The sequence below is a fragment of the Faecalibacter bovis genome (assembly GCF_017948305.1).
Classification (GTDB): Bacteria; Bacteroidota; Bacteroidia; order Flavobacteriales; family Weeksellaceae; genus Empedobacter; species Empedobacter bovis.
In genome coordinates this window covers 1,135,146-1,153,306 of the sequence record NZ_CP072842.1, presented here as the reverse complement: position 1 = coordinate 1,153,306, position 18,161 = coordinate 1,135,146, and the positions used below count along the sequence as shown (strand labels likewise).

Annotated in this window: 15 protein-coding genes; 6 read left to right on the top strand and 9 right to left on the bottom strand. The window is 32.2% G+C overall.

Annotated features, from left to right (window positions below):
• Window positions 1-4: 4 nt before the first annotated feature.
• Entirely contained in the window at window positions 5-1,081 is a 1,077-nt protein-coding gene (locus J9309_RS05500) for a hypothetical protein (protein WP_230477548.1), read from the bottom strand.
• Window positions 1,082-1,356: 275 nt separating this feature from the next.
• Here J9309_RS05500 and J9309_RS05495 point away from each other — a divergent pair, with 275 nt between their 5' ends.
• On the top strand, window positions 1,357-1,587 hold the full coding sequence (locus tag J9309_RS05495; RefSeq protein ID WP_230477546.1) for a hypothetical protein: 231 nt from the start codon (window positions 1,357-1,359) through the stop codon (window positions 1,585-1,587).
• Between the two features lie 24 nt (window positions 1,588-1,611).
• The gene (locus J9309_RS05490; protein ID WP_230477544.1) at window positions 1,612-1,842 is read left to right on the top strand and encodes a hypothetical protein; all 231 of its coding nucleotides are present in this window, start codon (window positions 1,612-1,614) and stop codon (window positions 1,840-1,842) included.
• 49 nt (window positions 1,843-1,891) lie between these two features.
• Here J9309_RS05490 and J9309_RS05485 read toward each other — a convergent pair whose 3' ends face one another.
• From J9309_RS05485 to J9309_RS05475, 3 genes are all read right to left on the bottom strand, one after another.
• On the bottom strand, window positions 1,892-2,941 hold the full coding sequence (locus J9309_RS05485; protein ID WP_230477543.1) for an NAD(P)-dependent alcohol dehydrogenase: 1,050 nt from the start codon (window positions 2,939-2,941) through the stop codon (window positions 1,892-1,894).
• 71 nt (window positions 2,942-3,012) lie between these two features.
• Window positions 3,013-5,130, bottom strand: a complete 2,118-nt coding sequence (locus J9309_RS05480) for a prolyl oligopeptidase family serine peptidase (RefSeq protein WP_230477540.1) — start codon at window positions 5,128-5,130, stop codon at window positions 3,013-3,015.
• Window positions 5,131-5,137: 7 nt separating this feature from the next.
• Window positions 5,138-6,463, bottom strand: coding sequence for a hydroxymethylglutaryl-CoA synthase family protein (locus tag J9309_RS05475; protein WP_230477538.1), 1,326 nt, complete (start codon window positions 6,461-6,463; stop codon window positions 5,138-5,140).
• A 156-nt stretch (window positions 6,464-6,619) separates the two neighbouring features.
• Here J9309_RS05475 and J9309_RS05470 point away from each other — a divergent pair, with 156 nt between their 5' ends.
• Entirely contained in the window at window positions 6,620-7,201 is a 582-nt protein-coding gene (locus J9309_RS05470; protein ID WP_230477537.1) for a DUF308 domain-containing protein, read from the top strand.
• A gap of 34 nt (window positions 7,202-7,235) precedes the next feature.
• On the opposite strand, the gene J9309_RS05465 is transcribed toward J9309_RS05470, so the two are convergent.
• From J9309_RS05465 to J9309_RS05450, 4 genes are all read right to left on the bottom strand, one after another.
• Window positions 7,236-8,141, bottom strand: coding sequence for an SPFH domain-containing protein (locus J9309_RS05465; protein ID WP_230477535.1), 906 nt, complete (start codon window positions 8,139-8,141; stop codon window positions 7,236-7,238).
• Window positions 8,142-8,191: 50 nt separating this feature from the next.
• A complete protein-coding gene (locus J9309_RS05460; RefSeq protein WP_230477533.1) occupies window positions 8,192-8,518 on the bottom strand; it encodes an iron-sulfur cluster assembly protein in 327 nt (108 codons plus the stop codon).
• Between the two features lie 202 nt (window positions 8,519-8,720).
• Entirely contained in the window at window positions 8,721-9,884 is a 1,164-nt protein-coding gene (locus tag J9309_RS05455; RefSeq protein ID WP_230477528.1) for a hypothetical protein, read from the bottom strand.
• Between the two features lie 36 nt (window positions 9,885-9,920).
• A complete protein-coding gene (locus J9309_RS05450) occupies window positions 9,921-12,665 on the bottom strand; it encodes a TonB-dependent receptor domain-containing protein (protein WP_230477526.1) in 2,745 nt (914 codons plus the stop codon).
• 198 nt (window positions 12,666-12,863) lie between these two features.
• Between J9309_RS05450 and J9309_RS05445 the strand changes: the two genes are divergently transcribed.
• Both J9309_RS05445 and J9309_RS05440 read left to right on the top strand, forming a co-directional pair.
• Window positions 12,864-13,544 (top strand): response regulator transcription factor, encoded by a 681-nt coding sequence (locus tag J9309_RS05445; RefSeq protein ID WP_230477524.1) that lies wholly within the window; start codon window positions 12,864-12,866, stop codon window positions 13,542-13,544.
• A gap of 176 nt (window positions 13,545-13,720) precedes the next feature.
• Entirely contained in the window at window positions 13,721-14,584 is an 864-nt protein-coding gene (locus tag J9309_RS05440) for a sensor histidine kinase (RefSeq protein WP_230477523.1), read from the top strand.
• Here J9309_RS05440 and J9309_RS05435 read toward each other — a convergent pair whose 3' ends face one another.
• Complete coding sequence (locus J9309_RS05435) at window positions 14,585-14,989, bottom strand: hypothetical protein (RefSeq protein WP_230477520.1); 405 nt, start codon at window positions 14,987-14,989, stop codon at window positions 14,585-14,587. It lies immediately after the preceding gene.
• A gap of 120 nt (window positions 14,990-15,109) precedes the next feature.
• Here J9309_RS05435 and J9309_RS05430 point away from each other — a divergent pair, with 120 nt between their 5' ends.
• The gene (locus J9309_RS05430) at window positions 15,110-18,103 is read left to right on the top strand and encodes a leucine--tRNA ligase (protein WP_230477519.1); all 2,994 of its coding nucleotides are present in this window, start codon (window positions 15,110-15,112) and stop codon (window positions 18,101-18,103) included.
• Window positions 18,104-18,161 lie beyond the last annotated feature (58 nt).

Here is an 18,161-nt window from a genome sequence, read left to right as displayed (position 1 = left end):
CAGTTTAATTATCCTCCTCATCTTGCTGAATTTTAAATTTTAGTTTAACGATTTTTCCGTTCTTACTTTCAGACTCTATCAAAGAATAATTCTTCAACGAAGTTGTTGGTAAAGAAACTAGGTTTATGTATTGTTGTTTGGTTAAAATTTCTACCCCAAAATAATCATTATCATACACTTGATAAATCAAGGCATTATCATCGATCATTTGGTTTAATTTTGCAATTCTTTGCTTTAAATCTTTAGCCGAATTAGAATAATAATAAAGCATAACTTTATAATCATCTGGCTCTAACAATATCTTTTCAGGTTGTCTGTATTGATGCAGATTTACATTAAAAGTATCTAATTTATGGTAAGGTGTAGCAACAACCATTTGAACCGAATCACTTTTAGATTCGAATTGAATACAACCTGTTTTAGAATTTAAGTACAACGGAGTAAATCCTTGACGAAGGATGGTAACCTCAACTGAGTTTTTTACCAAAGTTTGTCGATCCGAATCAACAAAGCAGAATTCGTAATTTTTTGTTTGAAAAAAACTAAAATAAACAACTAAACCAGCTAAAAGAACAGCGCTAATAATAGAAGTAATAACAGCGATTTTTTTAATTGACGAGTTGGTTTTTTCTTCTTTGGTTGGAGTTTGACTTTCTTTATTTGTTTGTAAAGTTGGTGTAATTTGTTCAACTTCGTTTATTTCTTGATTAATATCTTTCGAAATATCAATCTCAGGTCTCGAAATTATGTAAGGCTCCTTCTCTTTCTCAGTTTTACCAAATACTTCTATTTCTTTTTGATGTAAAAAATGAGCCCAATTTTTAAATCCACAATATTGCGACAATAAATTTAGCATGTCAATGCGAGGAAGTTTCTTAAAATCTGATTTAAAATAAGTATAAAACCATTTCTCGCTTACTGTAGATTTAGTTCGATTGAACAAATCTTCTTGAAAAACGACAATTTCTTGTCCTTTCCATTTAGAAATATCTGATGATTGAGCAGAATTTTCCTCTAAAAATCGATCAGCGATTGATTTTTTCAGAATTTCGAAAATTTCTATGTCTGTAAATTTGCTCAATTTATTATTTTCATTTAATTGAATTACATTGTTTTGTAAATAAAATTTCCGATTTACAAAACAATGTTTTTCCTATTACAAATAAAACAAAAATATCGATACATCAAACAGAAATTAACTAAAATCGATCAATAAATCCTTGTAAAATCACCTTTCAAAATCATGTAAAATTGTTACAATCACAATACAACTAATATTCTAAACAGTGGAAAATTGGTGATCTAACTTTGGAATATCAAACAAATCAAATTATTGTTTAAAATCAAAAAATATAAATGATGAAAAAGTTCGCATTAAACGCATTTGCTGTATTAGCATTAGGAGGATCATTAACATTAGTATCATGTGGAGAAGAAAAACCAGCTCCAGTTGATGTAGAAGCTACAAACGATTCTATCGTTACTGTAGATTCTTTAGTAATAGCAGACAGTGTAGTAGTTGATTCTACGAAAGTAAATGATTCTGTAGTTGTTACAGAAACAAGCACAACAGAAAAAGTAAAATAATTTATAAAATAAATATATATTAAAATGAAAAGATTTTTCGCATTAGTTGCAGTTGCAACTTTATCATTAGGAGCAGTATCTTGTGGAGAGAAAACAGAAACTACAGATGTTGAAACAGTTGTTGATTCTGCAGTATTCGCTACAGATTCAGTATCTTTAGATTCTACAGCAGTTGAAACTCCAGGTGTTGCTGCTGATTCAGTAGAAAATGTAACAGTTGATTCTACAGCTGCTACTACAGAAGAAGTAAAATAATCTACTTTTATATACAAGAAAGCCGCTCATTGAGCGGCTTTCTTTTTTATTATATTTTATTGAAAGATTTAATATCAATTACAAAACGATATTTAACATCTGATTTCATCATACGTTCGTAAGCTTCGTTTATATTCTGAATATCAATAATTTCTACATCAGAAACAATATTATGCTCACCACAGAAATCTAACATTTCTTGCGTTTCTTTAATTCCTCCGATTAATGAACCAGCAAGATTTTTACGTTTTAAAATTAAATTCCCACCATGTACTGCTTCTAACGGTTCTATCGCACCAACTAAACACATCGTTTTATCTAATTTCAATAAGTTTAAATAAGGATTAACATCGTGTTTTACCGGAATTGTATTCAATAGAAAATCAAACGAATTTTTATGAGCTTTTAATTGATCTTCGTCTGTAGAAATCAAAACCTCATCAGCTCCTAATTTTTTTGCATCTTCACCTTTAGAAGTCGAAGTCGTAATCATCACTACATGTGCACCCATCGCTTTTGCGAATTTCACACCCATGTGTCCTAATCCTCCTAAACCAATTACACCAACTTTATCGCCCGTTTTAACGTTCCAATGGCGCAATGGAGACCAAGTTGTAATACCTGCGCATAAAAGTGGCGCAGCAGCTTTAATATCGATAGTATTAGGAACACTTAACACGAAGTCTTCTTCTACAACAATATATTCTGAATATCCTCCATAAGTAATTCCACTGTATTTAGATTTTTTAGAATTGTAGGTTCCTGTGAATCCGTTTTCGCAATATTGCTCGATGCCATGATTACAAGGATCACACGATTTACAAGATTCAACCATACATCCAACTCCAACTAAATCTCCAGCTTTAAATTTAGTTACTTCTGCTCCTACTTCTTTTACACGACCAATAATTTCGTGACCTGGAACAACTGGATAATTTGGTCTACCCCAATCTCCTTTTGCTGTATGAATGTCGCTGTGACATACACCACAATACTCGATATCAATAGCAACATCGTTTGCTTGTATTTGGCGTCTTTCTATGGTATATGGCCCTAAAGGATCAGTTTCGTTAAAGGCTGCGTATGTTTTTATGTTCATTTTTTACTTTTTTATAAAAATAAAAAATCCATCTGAATTTATCAGATGGATTTAAATTTAGAATATTGATATTATTTCAGTTTTTTAATTCCCATATTCCACAAAGTGAAAGCGTACTTATCAACTGTTTCGTTAATAATTACTTCTGTAGAACGACCAGCACCGTGACCAGCTTTAGTTTCGATTCGGATCATTACAGGATTATCACATGCTTGTTTTTTCTGTAATTCTGCAGCGAATTTGTATGAATGTGCAGGAACTACACGATCGTCATGATCTCCTGTTGTAACTAATGTCGCAGGGTAACAAACACCTTCTTTTACATTATGAACAGGCGAATATGCTTTTAGATATTCAAACATTTCTTTCGAATCATTTGCTGTACCGTAATCATATCCCCAACCTGCACCAGCAGTAAATGTGTGGTAACGTAACATATCTAAAACCCCAACAGCTGGCATAGCAACTTTTGCAATTTTAGGATTGATTGTCATTGTTGCTCCAACTAATAAACCTCCGTTAGAACCTCCTGATAAAGCTGTATAATCTGGCGAAGTATATTTGTTGTTTTGTAAATATTCTGCAGCTGCAATGAAATCGTCAAAAACATTTAATTTATTAAACTGACGTCCTCCATCGTGCCATTCTTTACCATATTCACCACCACCGCGTAAGTTTGCTACTGCGTAAATTCCGCCATTTGCAACCCAAGCAGCAGTTGCTGCGCTAAATGCAGGTGTTAAAGAAATATTGAATCCACCGTAACCGTAAACGATTGTAGGATTTTTACCATTTTTCTTTAATCCTTTCTTATAGGTAATAATCATCGGAACTTTAGTTCCATCTTTTGATGTATAGAAAACTTGTTCAGAAATATAATCTTCAGAATTAAACTTCACATTTGGTTTAATGTAAACTTCCGATAAACCAGTTTCTACATTGTATTTGTAGCTTGTAGATGGAGTTACGTAATTAGAAAATCCAAAGTAAATTTCCTTATCATCTTTTTTACCACCAAAACCTGAAGCTGTACCTACACCTGGTAATTCGATTTGACGAACTTTAGTTCCGTCATATTTATACTGCTCTACAACCGAAATTGCATCGCGTAAATATTTTGCAAATAAATATCCTCCGGCTTTAGATACTGATAAAACATCTTTAGTTTCTGCGATTACAGTTTGCCAAGTGTTTTCATTATCAATTGTCGATAAATTAGCTTTAACTAATTTATTATTTGGCGCATTTCTATTTGTCATTAAATAGAACGTTTCACCATCATTATCTACAACATTTGTATTCGAATTAAAATCAGCTAAAATTGTTTTAATTGGCGAATTAGGAGTAGATAAATCTTGATAATATAATTCGTTACCTGTTGTTGTATTTGCTGCTGTAATGATTAAATATTTCTCATCATTAGTTAAATAAGCACCAACGTAACGGCGTTTCATATCTTCACCACCAAATACTAAAACGTCTTTCTTTTGAGATGTTCCTAATTTGTGGTAATATAATTTGTGTTGATCTGTTTTTTGAGATAATTCTGAACCTGTTGGTTTATCGTATGAAGAATAGTAGAAACCTTCGTTTCCTTTCCATGCGATTCCTGAGAATTTAACATCAACTAAGGTTTCACCAACTACTGATTTATCTTTTGCGTTTAAAACGATTACTTTTCTCCAATCAGAACCTCCTTCTGAAATCGAATAAGCAACTAAAGATCCGTCTTTAGAAAACGAAACGTCAGCTAAAGAAGTAGAACCATCTTTAGAGAAAGTATTTGGATCTAAAAAGATTTCTTCTTTCCCGTTTTCACCTAACTTACGGTATAAAACAGAATGTTGTTGTAACCCGTCGTTTTTGTAATAGTATGTAAAATCTCCTTCTTTGAATGGAGTTGAAATTTTTTCGTAATTATAAATTTCAGTTAAAGATTTTTTTAACTGTGTTCGTAATGGAATTTCATTTAAATAAGCATAAGTTGCTTTATTTTGTTCAATTACCCATTTTTTTGTGTCATCAGATAAATCATCTTCTAACCATCGATACGGATCTTTTACTTCAGCATCAAAATATTTATCAACGTGGTTGATTTCTTTTGTTTGTGGGTAACTTTTTTTATAACTCTGAGCATTCATAGATGTCATTAATGCAAGGTTAAATAAAATTAAAGCCTTTTTCTTCATTTACTAATTATGATTTGAATGTGTAATATCTTGCGCCTTCTAAATTAGGAATTTCTTTTTCAATTTCAGATAAAGCAAAACCTTTTCTATCGTTAATTGGTGTTTTTAACACTTTATTATGCAGATCTTCGTATTGCTGATATGTAATATTCTTACGATTTGATAACATTTCGAATAAATTTACTCTAGTCATCACATGTTTCCAATTCTCAGAAACGACACCTTCAAAAACTTTTGCTTTTGAACCTGAACCATATCCAATGAAACCAATTTTTTGACCTTCTAATTCTTCTTGATTATCTAAACTTACTTGCAATGCTGATAATAAAGCTGTAAAAATTGAAGCTGTATACATGTTTCCAATTTCTGAAGATGCGCGTTGCGTTGCTTCTAATTTTTCTTTCACTAATTGTTTATAAGCTTCTGACTTAGCAATTAATTTTAAATTTTCAGGAGAATTTTCTTCGCCATTTTCTAACGCAAAAACATCGTTAAACATTCGTTTTCCTTGAAATGCATATGGCAAGTGAAACGCAATATAGCGCCAATCTTCATACAATTTACCTGTTATATTGTATTTTTCCTTAAAGTTAAAATACGCCTCGCGAACACGATTTTTGTAACATTCGTTTGAGTATTGACCATCAAAAACAGGCTCGTCCGAGAAAATTTCGACTTCTGTTTTTGTCGTTTCTAATGTTTCTAAAATAGATTGATTTGAAGTAATTTGGCGAGGTTTGAAAAAGTCAAAAACAGATTCCATTCCCACACCCCATTTATTTTCAATTTCGATTAAATTTGGTTCATTCGAAATTAAAACTGCTACTGCACCAGCACCTTGTGTATACTCGCCAGTTGATTCTAATCCATATTTTGCATAATCTGCAGCGATAACGATAGCTTTTTTATCCGGATTAACACGCACATAATCAATCGAATTATGCATTGCATCAACACCACCAATACAAGCAAATGTCATATCAACAACATCAGTATGCTTAAAAACTCGTTCTCCATGATTTTCTGCAAGAACCTTTTCTACCATTTGCACAGCATAAGTAGCGGTTGGCTTTGCTCCATCTAAAGCACTTTCTGTACCTAAATAAATACGTCCTATAGACTTTGGATCTACGGAATAATCTTTAAAAATCTTTAATAACGCTTCAGCTGCAATAGTTGCTGTATCCTCATCAGCATCAAGAATTGCCATTTTTTTTAAACCCAATCCAAGTTCTAATTTATCTGGATCTATACTTCTTTTTTCTGCTAAATCTTTAATTGGCAAGTAATTTGTTGGAATATATATTGTAACGGCTTCTATACCTACTTTCATTATGAATTATTTTAAGATTCAAATTTAAAGGTATTCACTGTAAATACTGAATTTTACCCGTTATTATTAATAATATTTCAATAATTATATCAATAAATAATTAATTATTATTATATTGTTAATTACTTAACTAAAATATAACTAAAACCTTAACCAATGAAATTAACTAAAGTTTCAGCAAGCCCGTATTCCCTAAATTTTCCTCCATTTATTATTGGATTAATTTTTTTAATCATTGGTATCATAACTTATTTCAATCTTGCAAAAGAAATCGATTCTATCAACACTATTTTTAGTGTAATATTTATGGTTTCTGGAGTTTTGGAAATTCTTTTTTCTGTTCGTAATAAAAATATATTTTCGAACTGGAAATGGAGTTTTTCTTTTGGTCTGTTAACTTACATTATTGGGATTCTTTTGATTTCTGAACCATCAACAACAACTGATATTGTATCATTCTATACTGGAATATACTTTTTTCTGAGAGCTATTTTCTCAATTAATTTTGGAATTGAAATTTTTGAAAGTAATAGTACATCTGCATATATAATAATAGGCTTATCATTTATTTTAATTTTGTTAGGATCAAGTTTATTGTGGTTGCCTCATATGATTAAAAACTTTATGTATTTTATTGATGGAACAGCCTTTTTAATTGCAGGATTTTTGATATTTTATATCTACAATCAAATTAGAAAACAAGAACATAGAGTGGATTACCAAGCACTTTATAATTAAAATACCATATTTATAATAACAAAAAAAGGCTCTATTAAGAGCCTTTTTTATTATCATTATTTAATTCGTTTGCTGCTGTAAAAGAAGTTACCATGGTATTTAACATTTCTGAAGCGGCAGTTGGTGAATTTGGAAGAAGAACTAATTTACTTCCTGATTTTTCCCCAATAGCCTGTAACGTATCATAATGTTGTGTAACTACTATAAGAGCGGAAGCTTCTTGTGAAGAAATTCCTACCCCGTTTAAAACATCAACAGATTCTAATAAACCTTTGGCAATTTCACGTCTTTGATCGGCGATACCTTGACCTTGTAAACGTTTAGATTCAGCTTCTGCTTTCGCTTTTTCTACAATCAAAATACGCTGAGCATCACCTTCGTATTGAGCTGCAATTTTTTCACGCTCTGATGCATTAATGCGATTCATGGCATGTTTTACTTGTTCATCTGGATCAATATCTGTAACCAATGTTTTAATAATATCATATCCGTAAGTATTCATTGCTTCTTGCACTTCATTTCTTACTGCAATTGCGATATCGTCTTTTTTCTCGAAAACATCATCTAATCGAAGTTTAGGAACCTCTGCACGAACCACATCAAAAACGTAAGATGTAATCTGTGTGTATGGATTATCTAACTTGTAAAATGCATCGTACACTTGATCTTTGATGACTTGATATTGAACTGAAACTTTAATTTTAATAAACACATCATCTTTTGTTTTAGTTTCAACCAAAACATCTAATTGTTGTATTTTTAAAGATACTTTACCTGCTATTTTATCCACAAGAGGAATTTTGATTTGTAAACCGGATGATCTTGTACTATGGAACTTCCCAAAACGTTCCACAATAACAGCTGTTTGTTGCTTAACAGTGAAAATACCTAAGAAAATAAGTGCAGCTACGATAAATAAAATAACATATAATGTAGTCATAGAAAATAATTTAGATTTGCCATAAGATACAAAAAAAATTAGGAATGTTATTATAACATTCCTAACTCAAATTTTGCTTCTTCGCTCATCATATCTCTGTCCCAAGTTGGTTCGAAAGTAATTTCTACGTATGCTTTTGTAACGCCTTCAATCTCTTCAACCTTTTGTTCAACCTCTAATGGTAATGACTCAGCAACTGGGCAGTTAGGCGATGTAAGTGTCATTAAGACTTTAACTTCACCTTCCTCGTTAATATGTGCGTCGTAGATTAATCCTAATTCGTAAATATCTACTGGAATCTCTGGATCGAAAATTTGTTTAAATTTACCTACCAATTGTTCTCCAATAGCATCGATTTGATTTTCTGTTAATGCCATTTTTGATTAATGAATTTCTATTTGCAGTTGCAAATGTACAACACTTTGTCCAATTTGGACTTTTTCTAAATAACTTATTTTAATTCAGTCATTTGATTTAACTTATAATTGATAAAAAAGTCGCCTTTTCAGAAATTTGATATCTGAAAAGACGACCACAAACACGAAGTACTATATTTTTAGTACTTTATTATAAATTAAATTATAATCCTACTGTCCAACCTTGTGCCCATGATGGAGTATTTGCTCCATTACCAGCTCCTTGATTATTTTGTACGTTGTATGCTGCTGAAACTGATGTAGAAGTTCCGTCTGATTTTTTACCTGTAGCTTCAGTTGCAACATTTACGAATTGTACATTTCTTATAAATAAATCATTTGGAATACCAGCTAAAGTTGCATCATGCTCAATATCGATACCTTTTGCCCACTCTGCTAAAACTACATTTTCTAATTTACCTTTAGTTCCTACACGCAACTTCATCGCTTGATTTTCTGATCCATTGTAAGAAGCTCCTAAACCTACTAAAGTCATATTCTTGATTGTTGGGTTTGAAACTGGTCCTAAAGTGTGGTTATTTGAATTATTATCAGCTTCGATACCGCGGTTACCACGACCTAAACTTGCTTTAGAATACCAAAATTCATTTGATCCATTCCAACCTTCAGTCCAGTCAAATTGATCATCTTCATTTCCGTTAGCAATAATATATTTAGTATTTACAGTTCCACCAAAGAATTCTATCCCATCATCAGCACCTTCGTGTAATTGAACATATTCTACAGTAGTTGCATTACCAACACCGAATAAAGATAATCCGTTGAATTCTTTTTCAGAATTGTAAGCTGCTCCTGCATATTCGATACGAACGTATTTAATAACACCTGAATTATCGTTTGCTTGAGTACCACCGTAAGTTAATTCAGAAACCTCAGCAGAAGCAGTAGTTGCTTTGTTGATCGGCGCTTTACCACAAACTACAACACCTCCCCATGCACCTGGAGTTCTGTTTTCAGATGTAAAAACTACTGGATTTGTAGCTGTACCTTCAGCGAAGATTTGTCCACCTTGTGCAACTGCAACGAAAGATGAAGTTCCGCCATTAGCAACAATTCTAGTTCCTGCTGGAATAGTTAATTTTCCACCTTCGTTGATTTGTAATTTTCCTGTTAAATAATATGTTTTAGATGGATCTAATGTTACATTATCTCCTGCTTTAATTTCACCTTTGAAATCTGCTGGATTTGCAACGAAACCTGAAGGGTTTTCTCCTCCATCGTTAGAATCGTCATCGCTTGAACATCCTACTAATGCTACTGATGATACAGCAAATAAAGCTAATAATTTTAATACTGATTTTTTCATTGTTTTTTATGTTTATGTTTGTGTTTTATATTGATTTTAAAATTGGTAGTTGATTCCTAAGCTAAAATTCATACCTCTTTTGTAGCTTAAAATGTCTACCGCTCCGTTTAAGTTATCTTGAACTCGGCGGATATCTGGATTTAATAAATTTTTAGCTGCGAAGTTGATCCCGATGTTTTTATCTAACTTAGATCGTAAAATAAAATCTAACGTTCCGAAACCTTTATCAACCTGATTTCCTCTTGTTTCAGTACCTAAAGAATATAAACGGTCTGAGAAGTAATTGTAAGCAACAGTAGCTAAAACGCTTCCTCCTTTTTCCCATTTTTTAGAGTAAGATATATCTGCATTTAAAACTAAATCTGATGCTCCTGTGAAACTATCTTCCTCGAAAGTGAAATTTGTATTAATTCGACCACCATTAAAGTATGTTTCTTCAAAAACTTTATCATCATTTAACTCTTGTTTCGTCTGCATGTAAGCGGCATTTAAACCAATTGTAACCTGTTCAGAATTTAAACCTTTGTTATCAATAATTGCTTTACGCGCTTCAACCTCAACTCCGATTGCATAACCCCAATCACCTGTGTTTGCATAAGATTGATCGTTTGCAGAAGATGCGATCGTTACTTTATTAATTGGATCGATGATATACTTACCAAATGCTGCAACCGATAAAATTTCCCCTTGTTTTGGGAACCATTCCCACTTAAGATCAGCATTATAATTAGTCGAAGCATATAACATTGGATTCCCTCTTTCAATTTCAGTTACATCTTCGTAAACGAACATGGCACGTTCCTTAAATTGCGGTAAAGTGTATGTTTTAGAAGCTGCGAAACGTAAATTATTTTTATCATTTACTTTGTATCGCATGGCTAAACTTGGTAAAATTTCGAATTGATCAAATTCATTTTTCCCTTGCGATAAAGCTGTACGCCAATCAACTAATTGATTGATATGTTCTCCACGTAAACCTACAATTGCCATAAAACGATCTGAGAAGTGATATTCTAATTCTGCAAAACCAGCATTAATTGTTTGCTCACCAGAATATTCTTGTGGACGGTAAGTTCCGTTATAGCTGTCGAATGTTGAAATTAAGAAGTGAGATCCATAATTCGCTTGATTAAAAAATCCATCTAAATTATTAGGATCAACAGCAACATCTCCTTTATTAACTTTTAAATTGAATTGATTTGCTTCTAAATTTCTTTCCTTGAAACGACCTTGGTAACCAACAGTTAATTTGGCTTTGTATGTAGAATTATCAACACCAAACTTTAAACTATAAGCTAAATTCGCTGCCATTTCATCTTCCTTTAATTCTTGAAAATAGCGGTGTGATAAAGATGCATCTTGATTTGCTAAATAATATTGACCATCATTTTCGTCATATCTTAATGTATTTTGGATACGGTCTGGCATTTCGTTTTTAATCGTGTTGAAAGAAATTCCCCAATTAAATTCAGATCTTTCACTGAAGTTGTGCTCTCCTAATAATTGGTTGATTAATAACGTATTTCTTTCATAAGTTCCACGACGAACTAAACCATTTTCATTCTCATTAATATCACGAACATACCCATTATACTCGTTTAATGATTGAGAAGAATTATTAATTAAAATGCTATTTGCTCTTAATTTATGATTTGGATTAATATCATAAAATAAATTAATTAATCCTGTTGTATTTGTATTGTATTTGTTGCTTGTAAAAGTGTGAAAATCTTTAATTCCATTTCCATGTGCATCTACAGTTCTTGCAACTCCGTTTTGTAATCGCTCCCCATTACTATCGAATGAAGCTGCTGCAAAAAATCCGAATTTTGATCCGTTATTCAATCTAAAACTCTTTCCACCTTTTAAGTTAAAAGAACCTCCTAATGATGGTTTTGAAACTGGATTTAAACTATTCTCGAAATTATAACCACCTAATACATTGTTTGGAATTTTAGTTGTTTTAAAACCAAAATAATTAGGTCCATCTTGTAATTTGTATGCTTTATTGTCTAACGCATTTGAATTGATGGTAGTTCCTAAACCAACCTGAAAAAATCCTTTTCCGTCGTATCTTTTAGAAGTAATATCAACGTTTGCTCCACCAAAATCAGCATTAATTTTGCTGCTATAAGTTTTGTACATCGATATATATTCGATAATATCAGTTGAGAATAAATCTAACTTAATATTTTTATTTCCAGGATTCTCCGAAGGAATAGGAAGACCGTTTAACGATGTCGAATTGTAACGATCTCCTAACCCTCTTACAAAAACATTTCCTGTCCCTTCTTGTTTTGTAACACCAGACATTTTCGCTACAGCTCCTGCTGCATCGCTAATCCCTTTTCTATCCATCTCAACCTGTCCAATATTTTCGACGATTTGAGTAGATTTCTTTTGCATGTTAAGAAGATTTGCCTCTGCGGCTTTATTTCTTTGTACGGTAATTGTTGCCGTTGCTAAATCTATATCTTCAGATTTTATATCATCTGGTTTTAGGAAAAAATTTAAAATTGTTTGTTCACCTAAAGGTTGTTTCACTTTTTCGTAACCATCAACTGTTAATTCAACTTCGTAAGCATCTTCCGGAACTTCTATTTTGTAATTTCCTTGGTTGTCTGTTGTAGCTTCTAATCCTAAATCATCGATTTTAAATTTTGTATCAGCTAATACAGTTTTTGATAGTTGATCGTAAAGTACTCCTTTAATTTCTACATTAGTCTGTGCAAATACACCTGCACTTACTAAGGCGAATAATAACGTTAAATTCTTTTTCATTTCCGTGTTTGTTTGACGCAAATTTCTTGAGTCTAAACAAAAAAGTGTTTTTCTTAATGTAAAGGATTTGTTACGGAAATGTTAACAAATTTTTGTAATTTTAAATCAATGTTAAGAACCTGTTTAAATGTAGTATTAAACAAATATTAACTTAATTTTACGTGTGGATTAAATCAACGTTAATCAACAAAAACAAACATGAAAAATATTAAAATACTTTTAGTAGACGATGAGCCAGATATCTTAGAATTTATAGGATATAATCTAAAAAAAGAAGGGTTTGAAGTAGAGACCGCAAACAATGGTATTGAAGGTCTTAAGCAAGCTAAAGTTTTTCGTCCTGATTTAATTTTACTAGATGTTATGATGCCACAAATGGATGGTATGGAAATGTGTAGCGAATTAAGAAAACTAGATTCTTTTAAAGATACATTGGTTGTTTTCTTATCAGCAAGAGCTGAAGATTTTTCTCAGTTAGCTGGTTATGAAGCTGGTGCGAATGATTATATTTTAAAACCAATCAAACCTAAAGTATTAATTAGTAAATTAAATGCTTTATTAAAACTTAAAAACAACAACGAACCTGCTCAGGACGAATTAATCAAATTAAATAATTTCGAAATTAACCGAGAAACTTATAAAGTAACTTACTTAAACGAAGAGTTTCTTTTACCTCGTAAGGAATTCGAATTAATCGCATTATTAGCATCTAACCCAGAAAGAGTTTTTAAACGTGAAGAAATTCTAGAAAAAGTTTGGGGTAATGAAGTAGTTGTTGGTGGACGCACAATTGATGTACATATGCGAAAATTACGCGAAAAATTTGGTAACGAACGTTTTTCGACAATAAAAGGTATCGGATATAAAATAAATGACTAAACGAAGGAATGGCTTCAAATTTTAAAATTTATAATCTCTTCCTTTACGCCCTTTTTACAGCACTTGCAATTGGTTGTGGATTTGTCGGCTTTACATTTTTATGGTTCGGAAATATCAACTTTATCATTGCAAATATCCCATATTTTAGTACCATACTTCTGCTAATATTAATCGGGTTGAATATCTTTTTCTTTTTGATCGTAAAAAATCAAAGACGTAAAGACTTTACTGAAATTTCTAAGAATTTACCCATTATTCCAAGAACTGAAGAAGTTGATTTTGAAGGTTTATCTCAACAAATTTCTAATATTACCGAAGTTCAATCAAAAGAAATTGATTACTTAAAAGAACGCGAAAATTATCGTCGTGAATTTTTAGGAAATATCTCTCACGAACTTAAAACTCCTTTATTTTCAGTGCAAGGTTATCTTTTAACTTTAATTGAAGGTGGAATAGACGATGAAAATATTCGTGATAAATACTTAAACCGAATCAACAAATCTGTAGACCGTTTAATTTACCTTGTTAAAGATTTAGATATGATTTCTGAATTAGAAAAAGGTCGAATTAATATTCAAAATTCTCCTTTCAATATCGTTGCTTTAGCACAAGAAGTTATTGATTTATTGGAAATTAAGGCAGAAAAAAACGACATTCAACTTACATTAAATCACCCAACTAATTATCAGTTAAAAGTGATGGGTGATATCGAAAAAATTCAGCAAGTTTTAATCAATCTTGTTGTAAACGCTATTAATTATTCTGATCCAAATACTGAAATTAAAATCGAATTTCAGGAAACTGAAGAACGTATTAAAATAATGGTAAAAGATCAAGGTGTCGGAATAAAACAAGAGGATATCGATCGAATTTTCGAACGTTTTTATCGTGTTGATAAATCAAGAAATCGTAACCAAGGTGGTTCTGGATTAGGTTTAGCAATCGTAAAACACATCTTGGAAGCCCATAATCAACGAATCGCTGTTCAAAGTAAATTAGGCAAAGGTTCAAACTTCTTTTTCCATTTGCGCAAAGTCTGATTAATCAGCCTTAACAAACCTCAAAGTCTTTTCGTTTTTAAAAACTTTTAACGTATCATTTTTTGGATTTTTCCATACAACATAAGGTGGTTTTAAATTTAAAACTGAACCCTTATTTACCGTAGAATCAGAAAAAAGTTCCTTTACGATAACAGAATCTTTTTTTGTAAAAGTTTCGATAGTTTGACTTTTACAGATGTAATAATTATTAGCCAAATAAAGAGGCTCTTGGATACGCAATACAGAATCTGACTCGTCAACCTGCCATTTAATCTCAACCGGATTCACACTTTCTTCGTAACCTACAAACACACGAGTTGTATTTACGATATAGCGCACCGAGAATAGTATGACAACAAAAAATAATGCAACAATAGCATAGTAAAACAAAAGATCTTTTTTCATAGGGTTGGGTAAATTCAAAGAATCAAATTCTTATGACTACAAATATCGTCAATCTTCCTTAAAAGATAAGTAAAAAATGTAAATTTGCTATAATTTTTAATTATAATATAATCTTCAGTAATGCAATATAATCCAAGTGAAATCGAATCAAAGTGGCAAAAATTTTGGATCGATAACAAAACATTTAAAGCTGATAACAATTCAGACAAACCTAAATTTTATGTGTTAGATATGTTCCCTTATCCATCTGGAGCGGGATTGCACGTTGGTCACCCATTAGGGTACATCGCGTCTGATATATTTGCACGTTACAAAAAATTGAAAGGTTTTAATGTTTTACACCCAATAGGATACGATTCATTTGGTTTACCTGCAGAGCAATATGCAATCCAAACAGGACAGCATCCAGCAGTGACTACTAAAGTGAATATTGAAGGTGGAGTTGATAAACAAGGTAATGTAATCGCTGGTTACGAAAACCAATTAAAGAAAATTGGGATGGGTTACGATTGGGATCGTGAGATTCGTACATCTAACCCTGAATATTACAAATGGACACAATGGATTTTCAATCAATTGTTCGATTCTTACTACGATAATTCAACAGATAAAGCAGAAGCAATCAGCAAATTAGTTGAAACTTTCAAAGCAGAAGGAAATGCTAATGTAAATGCTGTTGCAGATGAAGATGTAACAATTTTTACGGCTGATGAGTGGAATGCTTATACTGAAAAAGAACAACAAGCAATTTTATTAAAATACCGTTTAACGTTCTTAGCAGAAGCAGAAGTAAATTGGTGTGCAGATTTAGGAACTGTTTTAGCGAATGACGAAGTAATCAACGGATTATCTGAGCGTGGTGGATTCCCAGTTGTGCGTAAAAAAATGACACAATGGATGATGCGTATCACCGCTTATGCAGATCGTTTATTAACTGGATTAGACGGTTTAGATTGGTCAGACGCGATTAAAGAAGCACAACGTAACTGGATTGGAAAATCTCAAGGTGCGTCTATTTTCTTTGATGTAGTTGGAAACGAACAAAAAATTGAAGTTTTCACGACTCGCCCTGATACTGTTTTTGGTGTTTCTTACGTTACATTAGCACCAGAACACCCATTAGTTGCTGAGATTACAACAGAAAAATACAAAGCAAAAGTTGACGCTTACGTAGATTACACATCAAAACGTTCGGAACGTGATCGTTTAGCGGATGCAAAAAATATTACAGGAGAGTTCACAGGAGCTTATGCAATTCACCCATTTACAGGAAAACAAGTTCCGATTTGGATTGGTGATTACGTATTAGCATCTTACGGAACTGGAGCTGTTATGGCTGTTCCAGCTGGTGATGAGCGTGATTTTGCTTTTGCAAACCACTTCAATTTACCAATTATCAACATCTTCAAAGGTCAAGATATTTCAGAAGCTGCGTTTACTGAAAAAGGTGGGTTCGAATTACAAGATTCTGATTTCTTAAACGGATTAGATTACAAAGAAGCCGTTGAAAAAATTATTGCAGCTTTAGAAGAAAAAGGATACGGAAAAGGTAAAACAAACTTCCGTTTACGCGAAGCGGTATTCTCTCGTCAACGTTACTGGGGAGAACCAGTTCCGGTTTATTTTAAAGACGGAATGCCTTATACAATTCCAACGGAAGCGTTACCAATTATCTTACCTGAAGTCGATGAGTATTTGCCAACTTCAGACGGTGAGCCACCATTAGGACGCGCTACACAATGGGCTTTTGATACAACGACAAATCAAGTAGTAGATAATAGCTTAATCGACAACGAAACAATTTTCCCTATCGAGTTGAACACAATGCCAGGATGGGCAGGTTCTTCTTGGTATTGGTTACGTTATATGGATGCGAAAAACGAAGAAGAATTTGTTTCTCAAGCAGCAGTTAACTATTGGCAAAATGTAGATTTATACTTAGGTGGATCAGAGCACGCAACAGGTCACTTATTATATTCTCGTTTCTGGCAAAAATTCTTATTCGACAAAGGATTAGTTCCAACGGATGAATACGCGAAAAAATTAATCAACCAAGGAATGATTTTAGGAATGAGTGCGTTTGCTTATAGAGTAAATTTCGAATATTTCATTAACGATATGAATATTGAAAATGAAAAATCTGAAATTTTATTCGTTTCTAAAAAATTTATTGATAATAAACTAGTTTTAACGGATGAAGGTATTCAAGTTATTTTAGATTATATCAAAGTAAAATATAATTATTCAAATGATATTAATTTAATCTATCATATGGATTCTGTTTCTCCTATCCACATTGACGTGAACATGTTAAAAGATGGAGGTGATGAATTAGATACAGATCAATTCAAAGCGTGGCGTGAGGATTTTTCTAATGCTGAATTCATTTTAGAAGACGGAAAATTTATCACAGGTCGTGAGGTAGAAAAGATGTCTAAATCTAAATTTAACGTTATTTCTCCTGATACTATTTGTGACGAATATGGTGCAGATTCTTTACGTTTATACGAAATGTTCTTAGGACCATTAGAACAAACAAAACCTTGGAATACACAAGGATTATCTGGAGTTTACTCATTCTTAAAGAAATTCTGGCGTTTATATCATTCAGGACCAGAAGAAACTTTCTTCGTATCGGATGACGAACCAACGAAAGAGGAAATGAAAGCGTTACACCAAACAATCAAGAAAGTAGATGAAGATGTAAACAACTTCTCATTCAATACTTCAGTTTCTACATTTATGATTGCAGTGAACGAATTAGGAAAATTAAAATCGAATAAACGTGCTATTTTAGAACCTTTAGCGATTGTTTTATCTCCTTATGCGCCTCACATCGCTGAAGAATTATGGTCGAAATTAGGTCACGAAACTTCTATTGCTGAAGCTGAATTCCCTGTTTTCGAAGAGAAATGGTTAGTAGCAGATTCAAAAGAATATCCGGTTTCTTTCAATGGTAAAATGAAATTCTTATTAGAATTACCTTTATCATTATCAAAAGATGAAATTCAGGAAATTGTGATGAATGACGAGCGTACAATCAAACAATTAGGAGATCGTACACCGAAAAACATCATTATTGTTCCTGGTAAAATTATTAATATCGTAGGATAAAAATTAGATACTATTTTTAGTATTGATAAGATAAAAGCCCCAAAATCATTCAGATTTT